The organism is Streptomyces sp. NPDC004838, from assembly GCF_053600955.1.
In genome coordinates this window covers 1-17,006 of the sequence record NZ_JBSGAW010000034.1, presented here as the reverse complement: position 1 = coordinate 17,006, position 17,006 = coordinate 1, and the positions used below count along the sequence as shown (strand labels likewise).

At 71.3% G+C, this 17,006-nt stretch carries 10 protein-coding genes and 1 pseudogene; 6 read left to right on the top strand and 5 right to left on the bottom strand.

Going from position 1 to position 17,006, the window contains the following annotated elements; genetic code table 11:
• Window positions 1–228 precede the first annotated feature (228 nt).
• Window positions 229–690: a hypothetical protein gene (locus ACWEFL_RS30535; RefSeq protein WP_451718729.1), complete on the top strand. Its 462-nt coding sequence runs from the start codon at window positions 229–231 to the stop codon at window positions 688–690.
• Window positions 691–939: 249 nt separating this feature from the next.
• Window positions 940–2,769, top strand: coding sequence for a chitinase (locus ACWEFL_RS30530; protein ID WP_451718726.1), 1,830 nt, complete (start codon window positions 940–942; stop codon window positions 2,767–2,769).
• On the opposite strand, the gene ACWEFL_RS30525 is transcribed toward ACWEFL_RS30530, so the two are convergent.
• Both ACWEFL_RS30525 and gabT read right to left on the bottom strand, forming a co-directional pair.
• A complete protein-coding gene (locus ACWEFL_RS30525; protein WP_451718723.1) occupies window positions 2,735–3,736 on the bottom strand; it encodes a phosphatase PAP2 family protein in 1,002 nt (333 codons plus the stop codon). The two genes, ACWEFL_RS30530 and ACWEFL_RS30525, sit on opposite strands and share 35 nt — an antisense overlap.
• 277 nt (window positions 3,737–4,013) lie before the next feature.
• The gene (gene gabT / locus ACWEFL_RS30520) at window positions 4,014–5,348 is read right to left on the bottom strand and encodes a 4-aminobutyrate--2-oxoglutarate transaminase (protein ID WP_451718720.1); all 1,335 of its coding nucleotides are present in this window, start codon (window positions 5,346–5,348) and stop codon (window positions 4,014–4,016) included.
• Window positions 5,349–5,804: 456 nt separating this feature from the next.
• Here gabT and ACWEFL_RS30515 point away from each other — a divergent pair, with 456 nt between their 5' ends.
• From ACWEFL_RS30515 to ACWEFL_RS30500, 4 genes are all read left to right on the top strand, one after another.
• On the top strand, window positions 5,805–8,027 hold the full coding sequence (locus ACWEFL_RS30515; protein WP_451718717.1) for an ATP/GTP-binding protein: 2,223 nt from the start codon (window positions 5,805–5,807) through the stop codon (window positions 8,025–8,027).
• A gap of 283 nt (window positions 8,028–8,310) precedes the next feature.
• Window positions 8,311–9,867, top strand: a complete 1,557-nt coding sequence (locus tag ACWEFL_RS30510) for a PucR family transcriptional regulator (RefSeq protein ID WP_451718714.1) — start codon at window positions 8,311–8,313, stop codon at window positions 9,865–9,867.
• 313 nt (window positions 9,868–10,180) lie between these two features.
• Window positions 10,181–11,152, top strand: coding sequence for an EamA family transporter (locus tag ACWEFL_RS30505; RefSeq protein WP_451718712.1), 972 nt, complete (start codon window positions 10,181–10,183; stop codon window positions 11,150–11,152).
• 199 nt (window positions 11,153–11,351) lie between these two features.
• Window positions 11,352–12,797 (top strand): aldehyde dehydrogenase family protein, encoded by a 1,446-nt coding sequence (locus tag ACWEFL_RS30500; protein WP_451718709.1) that lies wholly within the window; start codon window positions 11,352–11,354, stop codon window positions 12,795–12,797.
• A gap of 470 nt (window positions 12,798–13,267) precedes the next feature.
• Here ACWEFL_RS30500 and ACWEFL_RS30495 read toward each other — a convergent pair whose 3' ends face one another.
• From ACWEFL_RS30495 to ACWEFL_RS30485, 3 genes and pseudogenes are all read right to left on the bottom strand, one after another.
• Window positions 13,268–13,801, bottom strand: a complete 534-nt coding sequence (locus ACWEFL_RS30495; protein WP_451718706.1) for a flavoprotein — start codon at window positions 13,799–13,801, stop codon at window positions 13,268–13,270.
• A gap of 288 nt (window positions 13,802–14,089) precedes the next feature.
• The gene (locus tag ACWEFL_RS30490) at window positions 14,090–14,971 is read right to left on the bottom strand and encodes a glycosyltransferase family 2 protein (RefSeq protein WP_451718703.1); all 882 of its coding nucleotides are present in this window, start codon (window positions 14,969–14,971) and stop codon (window positions 14,090–14,092) included.
• A pseudogene (locus ACWEFL_RS30485) lies at window positions 14,968–16,326 on the bottom strand (tetratricopeptide repeat protein). Before ACWEFL_RS30485 ends, ACWEFL_RS30490 begins: the two are co-directional and overlap by 4 nt.
• Window positions 16,327–17,006 lie beyond the last annotated feature (680 nt).

Here is a 17,006-nt window from a genome sequence, read left to right as displayed (position 1 = left end):
CCGCCGGTACCGCGGTGTGCGCTACCGGCGGCCGTCCGAGCCCTGTCGTGTCGTACGCCGCCGCCGTCGGCGCCGCCCGCACGGGCCTCTTCCCGCGCCGGACGCGTCCCGGCCAGGACGTGACGCAGTTCACTACCAACGAGTAGCCGAAGTCGCGTCATAGTCGGCGCCCGCCCTTCTCTCTCCGTGTGGAAGCACTTCGCGTGCACACGAGAGGAAGGCGGAGCGATGACCGGCTCAGGAGCCAAGACCGCGGTGGAGTGGCTGGTATCGGTGGCACCGGATCCCGACACCTGTCGGCGGGAGTGGGAGCGCAACCCCCTCGGGGTCGCCCTGCTGCCCGCCGGCAGGCGCTGGGACGTGCTGATCCTCACGGGCGAACTGGGGTACCCCACCCTGGACGTGCTGGGCAGGCTGGTCGACCGGCCGGGCCCCGTCCTCGCCGACTTCGGCGACTCCCGTATGGGGTTCTTCGTGCCGCCGGGCACCGCGGCCCGCTGGGTCGGCACCGGTGTCCGCAGCGCGGGCAACGGAACCTGGATCGTCGTCCCGTATCCGGGCAGGACCGGCCGCGGAGGGGTCCGCTGGCTCATCGCCCCGGACGGCTCCGGAACGCTCTCCGACCCGTCGCTGCTGGAGCTGGCGATGCACGAGGCCGCGGCGGGGATGGGCCGCCATCAGGGTGGGTGAGACGGTCCCGCGCCGGTTTCGGCGGGGGAGCGGGACGGTGAGGCGTCCGTCGTCGCGGGGCGGCCCCGGATCCCGCCCCCGGCGCGGATCCGGGAGGTCATACGCCCGTCTCCGAGGCGCTGCCGGGCGCCCTGGCGTCCGCTCGGGCGGGGGAGTGGGAACCGGAGTCTGCCGAAGGTCTTGACAACCCGATTGGTCTGGACCACATTATGGCTCCCGCTTCCATCCCCCCATGTTTCGGAGGCAGTTGTGGTACGAACCCGAAGTCGCCGCAACCGAGAACGTCTCAGCAGATTCCTGGCCGCCTTCTCCGCGGCCGTCCTCACCGTCGGAGGACTCGTCGCCGCGGCGGGCAACGCCGAGGCGGCCGACAGCGAACTCGCCGTCAACGGCGGCTTCGAGGCCGGCCTCACCAACTGGAGCTGCTCGTCGGGCAGCGGAACCGCCGTCGGCTCCCCGGTCCACGGCGGCACGTCGGCGCTCAAGGCCACCCCGGCCGGCGGCGACAACGCCAAGTGCAGCCAGACGGTCACGGTCCAGCCCAACTCGGCCTACACGCTCAGCGGCTGGGTCCAGGGCGGCTATGTCTATCTCGGCGCGTCCGGCACCGGCACCACCGACGTCTCGACCTGGACGCCGTCCGCGTCCGGCTGGCAGAAGCTCTCCACCACCTTCCGCACCGGCGCGGCCACCACCTCGGTCACCATCTACACCCACGGCTGGTACGGCACCGCCGCCTACCACGCCGACGACATCTCCCTGTTCGGTCCGGGCGGCGGCCCGATCACGGTCCCGGCCGCCCCAACCGGCCTGACCGCCGGATCTCCGGGTTCCACCTCCGTACCCCTGAGCTGGAACTCCGTCGCCGGAGCCACCGGGTACAACGTCTACCAGGGGACCTCCAAGGTCCTCTCGGTGACCGGCACCTCGGCCACCGTCTCCGGGCTGACGCCGCTCACCCCGTACGCCTTCCAGGTCACGGCGACCAACAGCGCGGGTGAGTCCCCGAAGTCGGACACGGTCAACGCCACGACCACCAGCGGCGACACCGGCACCGGCCTCCTGCCGCCGCACGCCCTCGTCGGCTATCTGCACGCCAGCTTCGCCAACGGCTCCGGCTATACGCGCATGGCGGACGTGCCCGACTCCTGGGACGTCATCAACCTCGCCTTCGGCGAACCGACCTCGGTCACCTCGGGCGACATCCGCTTCGCTCTCTGCCCGGTCACCGAGTGCCCGAACGTCGAATCCGCCGCCGAGTTCAAGGCGGCCATCAAGGCCAAGCAGGCGGCGGGCAAGAAGGTCCTGATCTCCATCGGCGGCCAGAACGGCCAGGTCCAGCTGGGCTCCACGGGGGCGCGCGACGCGTTCGTCACCTCCGTCTCGAAGATCATCGACGAGTACGGGCTCGACGGACTCGACATCGACTTCGAGGGCCACTCCCTGTCGCTGAACAACGGCGACACGGACTTCCGCTCCCCGACCACCCCCGTGATCGTCAATCTGATCCAGGCGGTCAAGACCCTCAAGGCGAAGTACGGCAAGAACTTCGTGCTCACCATGGCCCCGGAGACCTTCTTCGTCCAGCTGGGCTACCAGTACTACGGATCGGGCCCCTGGGGCGGCCAGGACCCGCGCGCCGGATCCTACCTGCCGGTCATCCACGCCCTGCGCGACGATCTCACGCTGCTGCACGTCCAGCACTACAACTCGGGCCCGATCATGGGCCTCGACAACCAGTACCACACCATGGGCAGCTCGGACTTCCACATCGCCATGGCCGACATGATGCTCACCGGCTTCCCGGTCGCGGGCAACCAGTCGAGGGTCTTCCCGCCGCTGCGGCCCGAACAGGTCGCCGTCGGCCTCCCGGCCTCGACCCAGGCGGGCAACGGGCACACCTCGCCCGCCGAGGTGACCAAGACGCTCGACTGTCTGACGAAGAAGGTCAACTGCGGCTCGTACCAGACCCATGGCACCTGGCCCGCGCTGCGCGGACTGATGACGTGGTCGATCAACTGGGACCGCTACAACCAGTGGGAGTTCAGCCGGAACTTCGACGCCTACCGATGGAGCTGATCAGCAGCAGCGTTCCGCCCAGGCACCAGCTGCCGATGACGTCAAGAGGCCAGTGGTAGCCGCGGAACACCAGACCGATGCCCGTCGCCAGGGTGAGGAAGAGGGCGGCGGGCATCGCCCATCTCGTTGTCCATCTCCCCGCCCGTCCTCCGGACCGCTTTCCGGTCCGTTCTCCCGGTCGGCGCCGGCCCAGGAGCATGGCCGCGCCGCAGTAGGCGACCATCGCCGTCGCGGTATGCCCGGAGGGGTAGTAGCCGGTCGCGTCCGTCAGCGGTCCGGGGCGGTCGACCAGCGCCTTCAGCGGGACGACGAGCGCGGGCACGGCGGCCATGGCGAGGACGGCGCGCACGGACGCGTACCGAATGGCCCTGCGGTCACTTCCCTCGCCGGCTTCTGCTCTGCCGTCTCTCCACAGCGTGTACGCGATGGCGGCGGCCAGCGCCGGCAGCGCGACCGTCACGCCGCCGAGGTCGGCGAAGAGTTCGGTCAGGGGGCGCGGGCCGCGCCCGGCGACCCCGCGCCCGATCCGCTCGTCGAGGGAGCGCAGCGGTCCGCCGACGACGACCTGCCAGGTGACCAGGGAGAACAGAACCGCGCACAAGGCCGCCGCGAGCAGCCTGACCGTCGGCGGACCAAGAGGCCGCCGGAGGCGCGTAAGGAGGCGCGGGAGGAGAGAGGAACGACGGGCGGCGGCAGGCCGGGAGGTGCGGGGCCGCAGCACCGAGAACGGGAAGAGGGAACGGAGAGAAGCCGGCTGCCCCGGAACAGGGGGGGTAGTTCCGAAACAGCCGACCGGACCGGGCCGCCGCACGCCCCGGGGGGTTTGGGGCGAGCGGCCATCCGATCTGTGAGGAGTCCCAGAGCCGAAGGCTCCGGTGTTGTGCGCGGAGGCACGACCAAGGCAGGGCTGGGGAGGCTCCACCTCGGAGCCGCTCGCAGTCTCCTGCGGGCGGGGTGTTTCTCTCATCTGCGGAAACCGTACGGCAGGGGCTCGGGGACCGACAGGTGGATCTCCATCCCGCCACAGCTTCTTCACAGGCCCCGACCGTTCGGGCGGAACCGGTGAACCGCTGGTCGGAGGGGTCGGGAGACGGGTGCGACGACCCCCGCGAGTCCGGTCGCGGGGGTCGTCGTCAGGCCGTGCGGGGGTCGTCGCGCGCCGCCGGCCGCGTGGATCCGGGCAGCGATCGAGGACGGCGTCCGCAGGCGGTTCCGCGGGCGGTTCCGTGGGCGGTTCCGTGGGCTCAGACGCCCGCGAAGCTCTGCTCGAGGATGTCCAGACCCTCGTTGAGAAGGTCCTCGCCGATCACCAGGGGCGGCAGGAAGCGCAGGACGTTGCCGTAGGTGCCACAGGTCAGCACCAGCAGCCCCTCGGCGTGGCACGCCTTGGCGAGCGCGGCGGCAGCGGCGGGGTTCGGCTCTTTGGTCTCCCGGTCCAGCACCAGCTCGATCGCGATCATGGCGCCGCGGCCGCGGATGTCGCCGATGATGTCGAACTTCTCCGCCATCGCGGCCAGACGGCCCTTCATGACCTCCTCGATGCGCTTGGCCTTCCCGTTGAGGTCCAGCTCCTTCATCGTCTCGATCGAGCCGAGGGCGCCGGCGCAGGCCACCGGGTTGCCGCCGTACGTCCCGCCGAGGCCGCCGGCGTGCGGGGCGTCCATGATCTCGGCGCGGCCGGTCACGGCGGCGAGCGGCAGACCGCCCGCGATGCCCTTGGCGGTGGTGATCAGGTCCGGGACGATGCCCTCGTCCTCGCACGCGAACCACTGGCCGGTGCGGCAGAAGCCGGACTGGATCTCGTCCGCGACGAAGACGATCCCGTTCTCCTTCGCGAACCGCGCGATGGCGGGCAGGAAGCCCTTGGCGGGCTCGATGAAGCCGCCCTCGCCGAGGACCGGCTCGATGATGATCGCGGCGACGTTCTCGGCCCCGATCTGCTTGCTGATCTGGTCGATGGCCTGCGCGGACGCCTCGGCGCCGGCGTTCTCGGCACCGGTCGGCCAGCGGTAGCCGTACGCCACCGGCACGCGGTACACCTCGGGCGCGAACGGACCGAAGCCCTGCTTGTACGGCATGTTCTTGGACGTCAGCGCCATCGTGAGGTTGGTACGTCCGTGGTAGCCGTGGTCGAACACCACGACCGCCTGACGCTTGGTGTAGGCGCGCGCGATCTTCACCGCGTTCTCGACGGCCTCGGCGCCCGAGTTGAAGAGCGCGGACTTCTTGGCGTGGTCGCCCGGAGTCAGCTCGGCGAGCGCCTCGGCGACCTCCACGTAACCCTCGTACGGCGTGACCATGAAACAGGTGTGGGTGAAGTCGGCGAGCTGCGCGGAGGCCCGGCGTACGACGGCCTCGGCGCTCGCGCCGACGCTCGTCACGGCGATGCCGGAGCCGAAGTCGATCAGCCGGTTCCCGTCGACGTCCTCGATGATGCCGCCCCCGGCGCGCGCGGTGAAGACGGGCAGCACGGACCCCACACCACTGGCGACCGTGGCGGACCGGCGGGCCTGCAGTTCGATCGACTTCGGTCCGGGGATGGCGGTGACGACGCGGCGCTCCTGCGGGATTGCGGTCATGCGGGGCTCCGTAACTAGGTGGGCGGCACTGGGACGCTGCTGTGTCGCGTTGGGCGCGTTCTCTCTGCTCCGCAGGCTAGGCGCGGGGGAGGGGGGCGGGCATGCGCCGATCGGGAGTGTTGGGGGTGGTGTTCTTGTTCTTGCCGGACATAGGCCGGGGTGGAGGAGGCCGGGAACGGGGCCGGATCACCCGGCCGGCGGTTTCGCGGCGCGGGGGAGCGGTCCCGGGCCTCTGGCCGCGGACGCCGTGCGGGGCCAATCAGTGAACTCCCCCCACCGGGGCACTAGATTGACCGTGCACGAGGCGGGCCTGGCTGGTCAGGGGGCAGCGGTTCAATGGAATCCGAAGGCACATTCGACGCACGCGGCACACGGTCCGAGCCTGTGCCGCCGTCCCATCCGGGGTCGCCGTCCCATCCGGGGCCGCCGTCTTATGCGGGGCCGCCGCCGACATCGGTGCCCAGGCCCGCGGGCCCACCGGACCTCCCCGCCGTCCCCGGCCACGCGCCCATCACCCGCCCGGCGGTCGTCGACTGGCTCCGCGCCCCTCGCCCGGCCGCCGCCCCCGGCGTCTGGCGTCTCGACCACCGCCCCCGCCCCGACGAGGAGCCGGACCAGGTGCCGGGGCGCCAACTGCTGAGCGGCGCGCTCATCGCGTTCCTCTGCGGCTGGCTTTTCTGGTCGCTGCTCTACAACGAGTACCTCGAAGGCTGGTGGATCTTCGTCGACAACTGGTGGCTGCTGCCCCTGCAGTGGGCGGTGTCCGACCGGAGCAGTGATCTGTTCGTCGCGCTGACGTACCTCTACTACGGACTGGTGCTGGGCCTGATCGCGGTCGGCATGGGACGGGTCGGGAACTGGGGCGAAGTCTGGAGCCGGTACGGCGCTCCACTGTGGCCGCTGTTCGTCCTGGTGCAGGGCGTGTGGCGGGAGATGCCGAGAGAGCCCGCCTGGCTGCTGTGGACCTCGAACCTCTACTACCTGCTCTTCGCGGCCACACTCGTCGCGGTCGTCGGCCGCGCCGGCACCTGGCCGGTCGTACGGCGTCGGCGGCGCGGGGCGACACCCGACGCCGCTCCGCCGCCCCCCGAGGCCGACCCCTCCCAGTGGCCCGAACTCCGCGCCGCCGGGCTGGCCGACGTGGCGCAGAGCCTCGGCGAAGCCGCCCGCAACGGGACGCTCGGGGATGTCGACTACGCGCGGATCCGCAGGGCCTGGCAGGGGGTCCACGCCAGGCCGGACCGGCTGCCCGCCTTCACCGACGCCGTACGCGGGAGCGGTCCCGCCGCCTGTGCCCACCCGTCCGGCCTGCGGGATCTGCCGGTGCGCAACGCCATCCACGATCTGGCCACCGGACAGGTGCGGATCGGCACGGCGGTCGACGACCGGCGCAACCCCTACGCCCGCCGTACCACCGGCGTGGCCCTCGAACCGGCTCTCCTCGGGACCTCCCTCCTCGCGGTGGGTCCCTCCGGGTCCGGCAAGAGCGTGCGGCTCGTACGGCCCGTCGTGGAGTCGCTGTGTCTGCTCGCCCTCGCCAATCGCGCCGCCGTCGTCACCGTCACCGCGTACGGCTCCGGCCTCGCCCCCGACGACGCGTTCGACCTGGTCATCGCCGTCGGCCGCCCCGACTCCACACACGATCTCGACCTCTACGGCGGCGCGGAGGACCCCGACGAAGCCGCCCGGACGCTCGCCGAGGCGCTCGTCGGGGATCTCGCCGCCACCCTCCCCGGAGGGGACAGCCGACGCGCCGCCACCGCGCTCGCCCAGCTCATCGGGCCGTACCGGTCCGTTCACGGGCGCTTCCCCGCCGTACCCGAACTGCGGGAACTCCTCGGCGGCTCGGCGGGCGCGATCGGCGAGCTGAGGGTGGCGCTCCAGGCGCAGGGCGGGCTCGCCGCCGCGGCCCAGCTGCGGGAGCTGGACGCCAGGGAGCGGCAGTCGGCCCGTGCCGATGACATCGGCGTACTGCTGGCGGAGCGGATCGCGTTTCTGGACCGGCCCGCGTTCGCGGGGTTCTTCCGCGCCGACGGCGGGGGGCGGCCGTTCTCGCTCCGCGCCATCGAGCACCCCCTGCGCGTCCGTATCGACCTTCCGGAACGCGGCCACGCCGAGGCGTCGCGCATCGTCGCCCGCCTGGTGCTCGCGCAGTTCAACGAGGCCGCGCTCGCCCGTTCCGACCGGTCGCTGTTCGCCGCCCTCGTCCTCGACGACGCGACCTACACCGTCACCACCGACTCCGTACGGGCCATCCAGCGGATGCGCTCCGTGAACGCCGGGGTCGTCCTCGCGCTGCGCACCCTGGAGGACGTGCCGGAACCCCTGCGCGGGCCGCTGCTCGGGGCGGTCGGCTGCCGGATGGCGTTCGCCGGGCTCGCGCCCTGGGACGGCAACCGGTTCGCCGAGACCTGGGGTACGGAGTGGGTCCAGACCCGCGATGTGACCAACCGGCAGATCATCTCCGACGAGCCGCTCACCAAGGCGCTCCACATGATGCGCCGCCTGGTGACCGGGAAGGCCACCACCGCGGAGGCGGTCACCGTCCGCGAGGTCGAGCGCGCCCGCTGGTCCGCGTCGGATCTCGCGCACGCCGTGCCCGCCGGCCACGCGGTGCTCTCGCTGACGACCGTGCGCGGGGAGCACGCGCCGCCTCTGCTGGTGGACCTGCGGACCTGATTGAGGAAATCCGGTACGGGCAGCGGTGCCGGTGGAACCGCGCGAGGAGGGCCGGAACCCGCGCGGCTCGGCCCCGCCGGTGCGGCGGCGCGCGGTGCGGCCGGGCGCGGTGCGGCGCGGCGGGTGCGGCGCGTCCCTCCCCGGTGCCGCTCGGTCCCGCCCGCCCCGAGGTGGGGCCGTTACTGCTACGACCTGGCAGAATCGAACCAGGCCGTTCATACGGGACGGCGAAATCCGCCATGCCACACGCGCGCAGTCCACCGCGCCCCGCCCTGAAGGTGCCATGCCGCTCACGCTCGCCTCCCTCGCCCAGCACTCGGCGCTCAAGCTCGCCGTACGCGTCGGCGAGGACCATCTGGACCGGCCGGTCCGCTGGGCGCACGTCAGCGAGCTGGCGAACCCCGTCCCGTATCTGGAGGGCGGCGAACTCCTCCTGGTCACCGCCATCACCCTCGACGCGGAGGACCGCGAAGCCATGCGCCACTATGTGCGCAGACTGGTCGGCGCGGGTGTCGTGGGGCTCGGCTTCGCCGTCGGCGTGCACTACGACGACGTCCCGGACGCACTCCTCGACGCCGCCCGGGAAGAGGACTTCCCACTGCTCGCCGTCCCCCGCCGTACGCCCTTCATCGCCATCGGCAAGGCGGTCTCGGCCGCGGTCTCGGCGGACCAGTACCGCGCGGTGACCGCCGGCTTCGAAGTGCAGCGGGAGCTGACGCGGGCCGCGCTCGGCGACGGTCCGGGGGCGGTCGTCGCCCGGCTCGCCGCGTATGTCGACGGCTGGGCCGCGCTGTACGACGCCTCCGGCGCGGTCGTCGCGGCCTCGCCGGAGTGGGCCGCCCGCAGGGCCGCCCGGCTCACCGGGGACGTGGAACGGCTCCGCGAGCGTTCCGCGCCCGCCAGCGCGGTGGTCGGGGGCACCGGCGACGACCGGGTGGAGCTCCAGTCGCTGGGCAGCGGACGCCGGGTGCGCGGCGCGCTCGCCGTCGGCACGGGAGCGCGTCTCGGCACCTCCGAGCGGTACGCCGTGCACTCCGCCGTCGCCCTGCTCACCCTCACCACCGAACGCTCGCGCTCGCTCCAGGAAGCGGAGCAGCGCCTCGGGACCGCGGTGCTGCGGATGCTGCTCTCCGGCCAGCGGGACCACGCCCGCGCGGTCGCAGGGGAGCTTTACGGAACGCTGCTCGACTCCCCCTTCCGGCTGCTCATCGCCGAGCCCGCCCAGGACGCGGGCGACGAGGCGCTCGACTCCCTCGCCGAGGCCCTGGAGTCCGCGGCCTCCCGCAGGGGCGAGGCGGCGATCGTCGTACCGGAGCCGGACGGACGGCTGGTGGTGCTCGCGGCGGACGGCGGCGCGGTGGTCGCCGCCTGCCTCGACGGATACGGCGCCAAGGACGCCACGGAGGGTGGGGTCTTCATCGGGCTCTCGGCCCCGACCGGACCGATCGCCGCGGCGGATGCGTACAAACAGGCCGGTCAGGCTCTCTCGGTCGCCCACAGGCGGGGCCGTGCCCTGGTCGAGCACGAGGAACTGGCCGCCGGGTCCATCGTTCCGCTGCTCGCGGACGACGCCGTACGGGCCTTCGCCGACGGGTTGCTGCGCGCGCTGTACGAGCACGACGCCAAGGGCCGCGGCGATCTCGTGGCCTCCCTGCGGGCCTGGCTCTCGCGCCACGGCCAGTGGGACGCGGCCGCGGCCGACCTCGGCGTGCACCGGCACACCCTTCGCTACCGGATGCGCCGGGTGGAGGAGATCCTGGGGCGCTCGCTGGACGATCCGGATGTCCGGATGGAGCTCTGGCTGGCCCTCAAAACGGCATCCGATCCTGCCTCGGGCTGAGCGCGACGTCGGATTTCCGCCAGCGGTGCCCGAAGGCGGGCAAATATCTTGGCAAGCGGGGATGTCAGTACCTAAAGTCGCGTCGATGCTGGCGCGCCGAGGTGTCCCGCCGCTGTCCGGTACGCCCGCAGTCCTCTGCTCCTCCCGTGCACGCCGCTGTTCACGACCGCCCGCTGTCCGCAGTTCCCCGCGTTTCCCCGTCCCGTACCCCCCGCTTACGGGACCCCCTGCCCTCCGAGGGGCTCGCGCCGCCGTTCAGGGAGATCAGGTCCCAGGGCCGAGGGCATGAAGCCCGGAAGACGAGAAGGACCGAATGACACCACGCTTCCGGGCAGTCGGCGCCGCCGCCGCACCCGCCGCCGATCCGGCCGCACCCTCCGGACACAGCGCCCCCGCCCGCCGGATATCCGGCGCCGTCTGGGCCGCACTCGTCATCGTGTACATCCTCTGGGGCTCCACCTATCTCGGCATCGCCATCACCGTCGAGACGCTGCCGCCCTTCCTGTCCGCAGGCGGGCGCTTCGTCCTCGCGGGCCTGATCCTCGCCTCGCTCGTGGCCTGGCGACAGGGGCTCTCGGCCCTCAGGATCACCCGCGCCCAACTCGTGTCCGTCACCGTGGTGGGACTGCTCCTCCTCCTCGGCGGCAACGGTCTCGTCGTCCTCGCCGAGACCTCCGTCCCTTCCGGCCTGGCCGCGCTGCTGGTCGCGATCGTCCCCGCCTGGGTCGTCGTCCTCCGCCGAGTCTCCGGCGAACGCCCCGGCATCGGCGCGTACGGCGGCGTTCTGCTCGGCCTTGTCGGCCTCGCCGTGCTCACCCTGCCCGGACTCAGCGGCGAGGTACGCCTGTGGGGCGTCCTCACCGTGATCGCCGCGACCGTCATGTGGTCCGTGGGCTCCTTCTCCTCCTCGCGCATCCCGATGCCGGCCAACCCCTTCGCGGCCAGCGCGTACGAGATGGTCGCCGGCGGCATCGGGTGCGCCCTGGTCGGCCTCGGCCGCGGCGAACAGCACGGTTTCGCGTTCACCGAGGTCTCCACCCGTTCCTGGGTCGCGCTCGCCTATCTGGTCGTCTTCGGCTCCCTCGTGGCGTTCACGGCCTACGCCTGGCTCCTCCACTCCGCCCCGCTCTCCCTCGTCGCCACCTACGCGTACGTCAACCCGGTCGTGGCGGTCCTCCTCGGCGCGCTGATCCTCGACGAGCGGCTGACCTGGCCGATCGCCGTGGGCGGCGCGATCGTGGTCGCGGCGGTCTGCCTGATCGTCACCACGGAACGCCGCCGCTGAACCGCGCCCGATCGTGCCACCGCCACCGCCACCGCCACCGCCACCGCCACCGCCCCGCGCCTCCGCCCCTGGCTGGTGCGCAGTGGCCAAACCGTAGGCAACGGCCCGTCTATCACTCCACCCCGGACAAACGCACGAGCGCCGTCCCGCCCCTACCGTGGGGGCACAGCAGAACCCTCTACCTCGGAAGGGCCGGGACATGACCTCCACCCACGCCTTCTGGCTCGCCGGACGGCAGGCCACCGGCGACACCTCCTTCGACGTCACCTCCTCCTGGGACGGGCGTCTCGTGGGACAGGTCTCCGTCCCGACCGAGGCACAGGTCGAGGAGGCCGTCGCCGCCGCCCACGCCGTACGCGACGAGTTCGCCGCCACCCCCGCGCACGTACGGGCCGCCGCCCTCGACCACGTCTCGCGCCGACTGGCCGAGCGCACCGAGGAGATCGCCCGGTTGATCTCGGCGGAGAACGGCAAGCCCATCAAGTGGGCCCGCGGCGAGGTCGGCCGGGCCGTCTCCGTGTTCCGGTTCGCGGCCGAGGAGGCCCGGCGCTTCAACGGCGGCGAGGCCCAGCGGCTCGACACCGACGCCGGCGGCACCGGGCGGCTCGCGCTCACCCGCCGCATCCCCAAGGGCGTCGTCCTCGGGATCGCGCCGTTCAACTTCCCGCTGAACCTCAGCGCCCACAAGGTCGCCCCGGCCATCGCCGTCGGCGCGCCGATCATCCTCAAGCCCGCCCCGGCGACTCCCCTCTCCTCGCTCGTCCTGGGCGAGCTGCTGGCCGAGACCGACCTCCCGGCCGGCTCCTGGTCCGTGCTGACCGTCCCGAACGACCGGATGCCCGCCCTCGTACAGGACGAGCGCCTGCCCGTGATCTCCTTCACCGGCTCCGGCCCGGTCGGCTACGCGATCATGGACTCGGTCCCGCGCAAGCACACCACCCTGGAGCTGGGCGGCAACGGCGCGGCCGTCGTCCTCGGCGACTGGGCCTCGGAGCAGGACCTGGACTGGGCGGCGACCCGGATCGCCACCTTCTCCAACTACCAGGGCGGCCAGTCCTGCATCTCCGTCCAGCGCGTGATCGCCGACGCGTCCGTGTACGACCGGCTGCTGCCGAAGATCGTCGCGGCCGTCGAGGCCCAGGTCACGGGTGACCCGAGCGACGACGCCACCGACGTCGGCCCGCTGGTCAGCGAGGACGCGGCCAAGCGCGTCGAGTCCTGGGTCGACGAGGCGGTCACGGCCGGCGCGTCGCTCCTGGCCGGCGGCAAGCGCGACGGCGCCGCCTACGCGCCCACCGTCCTCACCGACGTTCCCGCCGGTGTCACCATCGCCCACGAGGAGGTCTTCGGACCCGTCCTCACGGTCACCAAGGTGAACGGCGAGGCCGAGGCGTTCGACGCCGTCAACGACTCCAAGTACGGACTCCAGGCGGGCGTGTTCACCCACGACGTCCAGACCGCGTTCCGCGCCCACCGCGCCCTGGAGGTCGGCGGCGTGATCATCGGCGATGTACCCTCCTACCGCGCGGACCAGATGCCGTACGGCGGAGCCAAGCAGTCCGGCGTCGGCCGCGAAGGCGTCGCCTACGCGATGGACGACTACACCTACGAGCGCGTCCTGGTCCTCACCGGCCTCGCGCTCTGACGCTCACCGCGACCACCGGCGCGACGGCCGGCGACGGAGCGAATCCGCAGTCGGCCGACCGGAAACGTCCGGGAGCGAAAAGTCTTCGAGAAGCGGTACGCGGACCAGCGGCCGGAGCCCACTGTGCGGGGGCTCCGGCCGTTCCTTTTCCCGCCGGACGCGGGCGGCGTGGCCGGCGAAGCGACGCCCGAGCACCTGTACGCCGCCGACGCGGTTCCGCTGCCGGGTCAGAACGAGGCACACGTCCCAACCCGCTCTTGTGCTGCCCGTACTCCGCTGTCGATGTGCTGTGTTGGACCCGCGGCGCAGGCGGTCAGGAGTAGCGCAAGTCGATGTCGCGTACGGCGCTTTCCAAACGACGAGGACACTTCCGCCTGCCCGAGGCGCTTTCGCCTGTCACACCGGCACCCCGTCAGGGATCCCCGGACACGCCTTCGTCCCGCTCCCTGGGGAGGGCCGATGCGCTCCCCCTAGCCTGTAGCGACGGCGGCCAATGCCGCCATCCATGGGAAGTCCTCGGGGTTGCCCTGCTTGGGCGGATGCGACTGGTAGCCGTCCGCGCCGTCCAAGTACCTGACTCCTTGCGCGCGCAGATCCGCGATGCTGCGCGCCACCGCCGGTTGCCGGGCCTGCGCCTGATTGAAGTACGGCATCGCCGCCACGGGCACCCCGAGGCCCACGCCTTCCGACACCAGGCCGATGGCCAGGGTGTCGGCGATGCCCGCCCCCCACTTGTTCAGGCTCGTGCAGCTGAGCGGCGCGACCAGCATCGCGTCCGCTTTCGGGAGCGAGTCCTTCTGGCCCGGCATCTTGTACCGCGACCTCACCGGGTGCCCGGTGAGGTCCTCCAGGTCACCGAGGCGGTCGCTCCACCACAGGGCCGCAGCAGGCGTCAGAATGAGGCACACGTCCCAACCTGCCTCTTGTGCTGCCCGCACTCCGGTGTCGATGTGCTGTGTCGGACCTGCGGCGCAGGCGATCAGGTAGAGGACCCGGGTTGTCATGCAGGGAGTCCACACTGGGCCGCCAGGGACCGCAACCGTCGATCAGGGTTCGCGGTGGCTTGTACGACGTCCTCCACGAACACCTGACCGGCCTCCTAACCGGTCCTGCCTCCTCGCTTCCATGAAGACCGGACCGACTGAGGCGAAGAAGCGGCAGGCGAAGCAGGCCGCCTGCGTTCGGCGTCGGCTGTCACCGGGGCGAGCGGCAGCCGTACGGTCTCGGTCCGCACCCGCTGCCCCGGGTGTCGGACCTGAGAGCGAAGCCGGTCGTTACCCTCGCCGAAGAGTTCAGATGACGGGTGGCCGCCCGAGCCGGGTCATCCGCCACACGGTCCGCCAGCGGATCGGGGAGCGCGGTGGGCAGGGTGTCCGGACTCCCTCGAAGAACCCACCCCACCAGGCCCGTAGCCCGCTCGACGGCGGCCTCTGCGTGAGGGTGTAGGCCACCCACGTCAGGAGATACAGGGGCACCAGAACGGCAGGGAGGTGGCGTTTGGCGAGCCACACGCGGTTGCGGCCGGTGTTGCGGTAGTAGGCGGCGTGACGGGAGGGTTCGGTGCGGGGATGCTGGAGGACGATGTCGGCGCGGTAGTGGATCTCCCACCCCGCGTCCAGCGCCCGCCAGGCGAAGTCGGTCTCCTCATGGGCGTAGAAGAACCGGTCCGGGAACGGGCCCACCTCGTCGATGACGCCGGTACGGATGGCGTGGCCGCCGCCGAGATAGGTGGTGACCGGGCCGGACCGAAGCGGGTCCGATTCACCGAGACGGGGAACGTGGCGTCGTTGGGTGCGGCCGGTTTCGTCCGCGATGCGGAAGCTGACCACCCCCAGGCGGGGGTTCACCGCGAAGGCATCCCGGAGCAGCGCGAAGGTGTCGGTGTCCGGCAGTAGCCCATCGTCGTCCAGGACCACGACGACATCGGTGCCGCCGTGGTCGCGCAGCCACTGGACTCCGGCGTTCCGGCCGCCGGGGATGCCGAGGTTCTCCGGCAGCTCGACGGCCGCCACACCGTGCGGGAGGGCGGGCAGCTTCACGCCCTGCCCCAGCACCACGGCCTTCGCGGGGGCGCCCACCTGGGCGGCCACCGAGTTCAGGAGCGCTTCCAGTTCCTGCGGGCGGTCGCCCATGGTCAGCACCACGACGCCCACCGTCAGGGTTTCCGGGCTCATGGCCGCGTCCCGAGGAGTTCGGCGGCCCGCCGCTGAAGGCGTCCGGCACCGGGTACGCCGCGCTTGCGGTACGTAGCTGCGGTGGACCGGATGGCGCGGATCTCTGCCCGTCCTCGTTCGGAAACCACCCCGTCCATCATCGTGAGGGACCTCCCCCACAGCGCCACGGCTTCCTCAAAGCGGTTCTGGGCGGCCACCGACTTGCCCAGGTTGGCCAACGTCAGTCCATGCCCTCGCTGATATGTGTGTGGGGCGCGCCCGGCGAGGGCCGTACGGTAATGCCGTTCGGCCGCCGGGTGGTCGTTCAGGGCGGTCAGGGTCTTACCTGTGTGTGAGGCAACCGTGGCCGCCACCGGTCCGGACCCGGCAGCGTACGACGAGACGGGCTCCCTCGTGTCCCCTGCGGTGTCCTCTGCGGCAAGAAGTGCCCGAGCGGCCTTGTCTTTTTCCCCGCTGTGCCCGTACGCCCGCGCACAGGTCACAAGCAGCAGCGCCTCGGTCTGCCGGTCCACACGTCCCGATGCACGCCGTAGCGCCTCCTCCGCCAGAGCCACACAAGAGTCCGTGTGCCGGAGGTCGAGAGCCTGGTGTGTCAGAGCGCGCATCATCCACGCCCCCAAGCCGTTGGGGTCTGCCTCGCAGGCCAGTTGGTAGCCGAGGACGTAGTAACGCTGGGCGAGCCCTTCGCGGCCGAGATCATGGTGCTTCCAGCCGACCAGACACGCCAGGTGGGCAGCTGCCCCAAAGGCGTCTCAGCGGATCGCGTCCGAGGGGAAGCGGGCTTCCAGGAGAGGGGCAACCGTGTCGGTCAAATAGGCAGTGGCCGTGCTCAAGCCGTGGCCTCCGCCAAACCTGTCGTCCACGGACCGGAACATCTCGGTGACCTGCCGGATGGCCTTGATTTCCGCACTGCTAACGGTCCCGCTGCCCTCGGCCGTTCTGAGTGTGGCGGCGACTGCCTCATGGTCGTAGTCCAGAGGAATGGCGACCGCCGATGCGGCAAAGGCGGAGTGCAGAACATCCCTACGGCGGAGCATCACGAGCCTCCCGAGGTCGGCGGCGGTGGCTACCGGGTCAGCCCCGATGGCCTCCAGGGCGTCTGCGCAGCCTAGACCGATCTCGGCGACCGTCACCCTCCGGTCCATCTTTCGGGTGAGAGCTTCTGCCAGGTAGACGCCAGTCCTGCCGGACGGTGTCCCGCCGGCAACCCAGTAGGCGACGGCCGAAGGCCCGGTGCTCAGCCGCTCACCTGCCTCGGCAGCGACCGTGCGGACCTCACGAGCGAGCGCGTAGTAGGTGACATCGGCTTCGGTGATGACGGCCGCCAGTTGTTCATTCATTGTCTGACCATCCATCAATTCGATTTCTTTGAAACGATCTTGAACGCCTTGAACGAAGACCAGCCGTCTTCACCGTACCGGCGGCGCGATGACACCGGTTGACTGTTCACCAGGAGCAACGACACCTCTGGATAGCTCCCCAAGCGGCATTGGTCCCCGACAACTTCGCGCCACCGGACCGCCCGCTGCGCTCCCCTCCAATAGCAGGAGATCCCTCGTGCCGCCGCAGCAAACCACTCATGTCCCTGATCAGGTCGTACCCGGCTGGGTGACTGCAGGAACGACGGTCTATGACCCTCTAGAACAGCGCGTGGGAGTCGTCCAGTTCGTCGGGGATTGGGAGGACCCTGCCACCCGCGCTGTCACCCCGAACGCCGTCTTCGTCCGGCCTGAGTGTGGCGGCACCGAGTGGGTTGCAAAGGATCCCTGCAGCCTCTGTCGCCCGTGACGGCCTTCAAACAGCACTCCGCCTCCCTCGGCTCGCCTCCCAACCTCTTGATCGTTAAGGACTGATTCATGGTTTCCGTTCCCCGGCCGCGTGCCCGTCTGCAACGCCGACGTCCCGTCAGGGATGCCCGGACGCGTGTGGTCCGTAAGGGGTTAGAAGCTGTTGTCTTTCCGCACTTGATCGCCGTGTTGTCGCTGGTCAGGCATGGTGCCGGGGTTTCCGTGGCAGACAGAGCACGTCGTGTCAG

What these genes read in the sequence shown, in the direction of transcription:
- ACWEFL_RS30535 (WP_451718729.1), top strand. Translation starts at nt 229, where the DNA reads ATGACCGGCTCAGGAGCCAAGACCGCGGTGGAGTGGCTGGTATCGGTG.
- ACWEFL_RS30525 (WP_451718723.1), bottom strand. Translation starts at nt 3,736, where the DNA reads ATGAGAGAAACACCCCGCCCGCAGGAGACTGCGAGCGGCTCCGAGGTG.
- gabT (WP_451718720.1), bottom strand. Translation starts at nt 5,348, where the DNA reads ATGACCGCAATCCCGCAGGAGCGCCGCGTCGTCACCGCCATCCCCGGA.
- ACWEFL_RS30510 (WP_451718714.1), top strand. Translation starts at nt 8,311, where the DNA reads ATGCCGCTCACGCTCGCCTCCCTCGCCCAGCACTCGGCGCTCAAGCTC.
- ACWEFL_RS30505 (WP_451718712.1), top strand. Translation starts at nt 10,181, where the DNA reads ATGACACCACGCTTCCGGGCAGTCGGCGCCGCCGCCGCACCCGCCGCC.
- ACWEFL_RS30500 (WP_451718709.1), top strand. Translation starts at nt 11,352, where the DNA reads ATGACCTCCACCCACGCCTTCTGGCTCGCCGGACGGCAGGCCACCGGC.
- ACWEFL_RS30495 (WP_451718706.1), bottom strand. Translation starts at nt 13,801, where the DNA reads ATGACAACCCGGGTCCTCTACCTGATCGCCTGCGCCGCAGGTCCGACA.
- ACWEFL_RS30490 (WP_451718703.1), bottom strand. Translation starts at nt 14,971, where the DNA reads ATGAGCCCGGAAACCCTGACGGTGGGCGTCGTGGTGCTGACCATGGGC.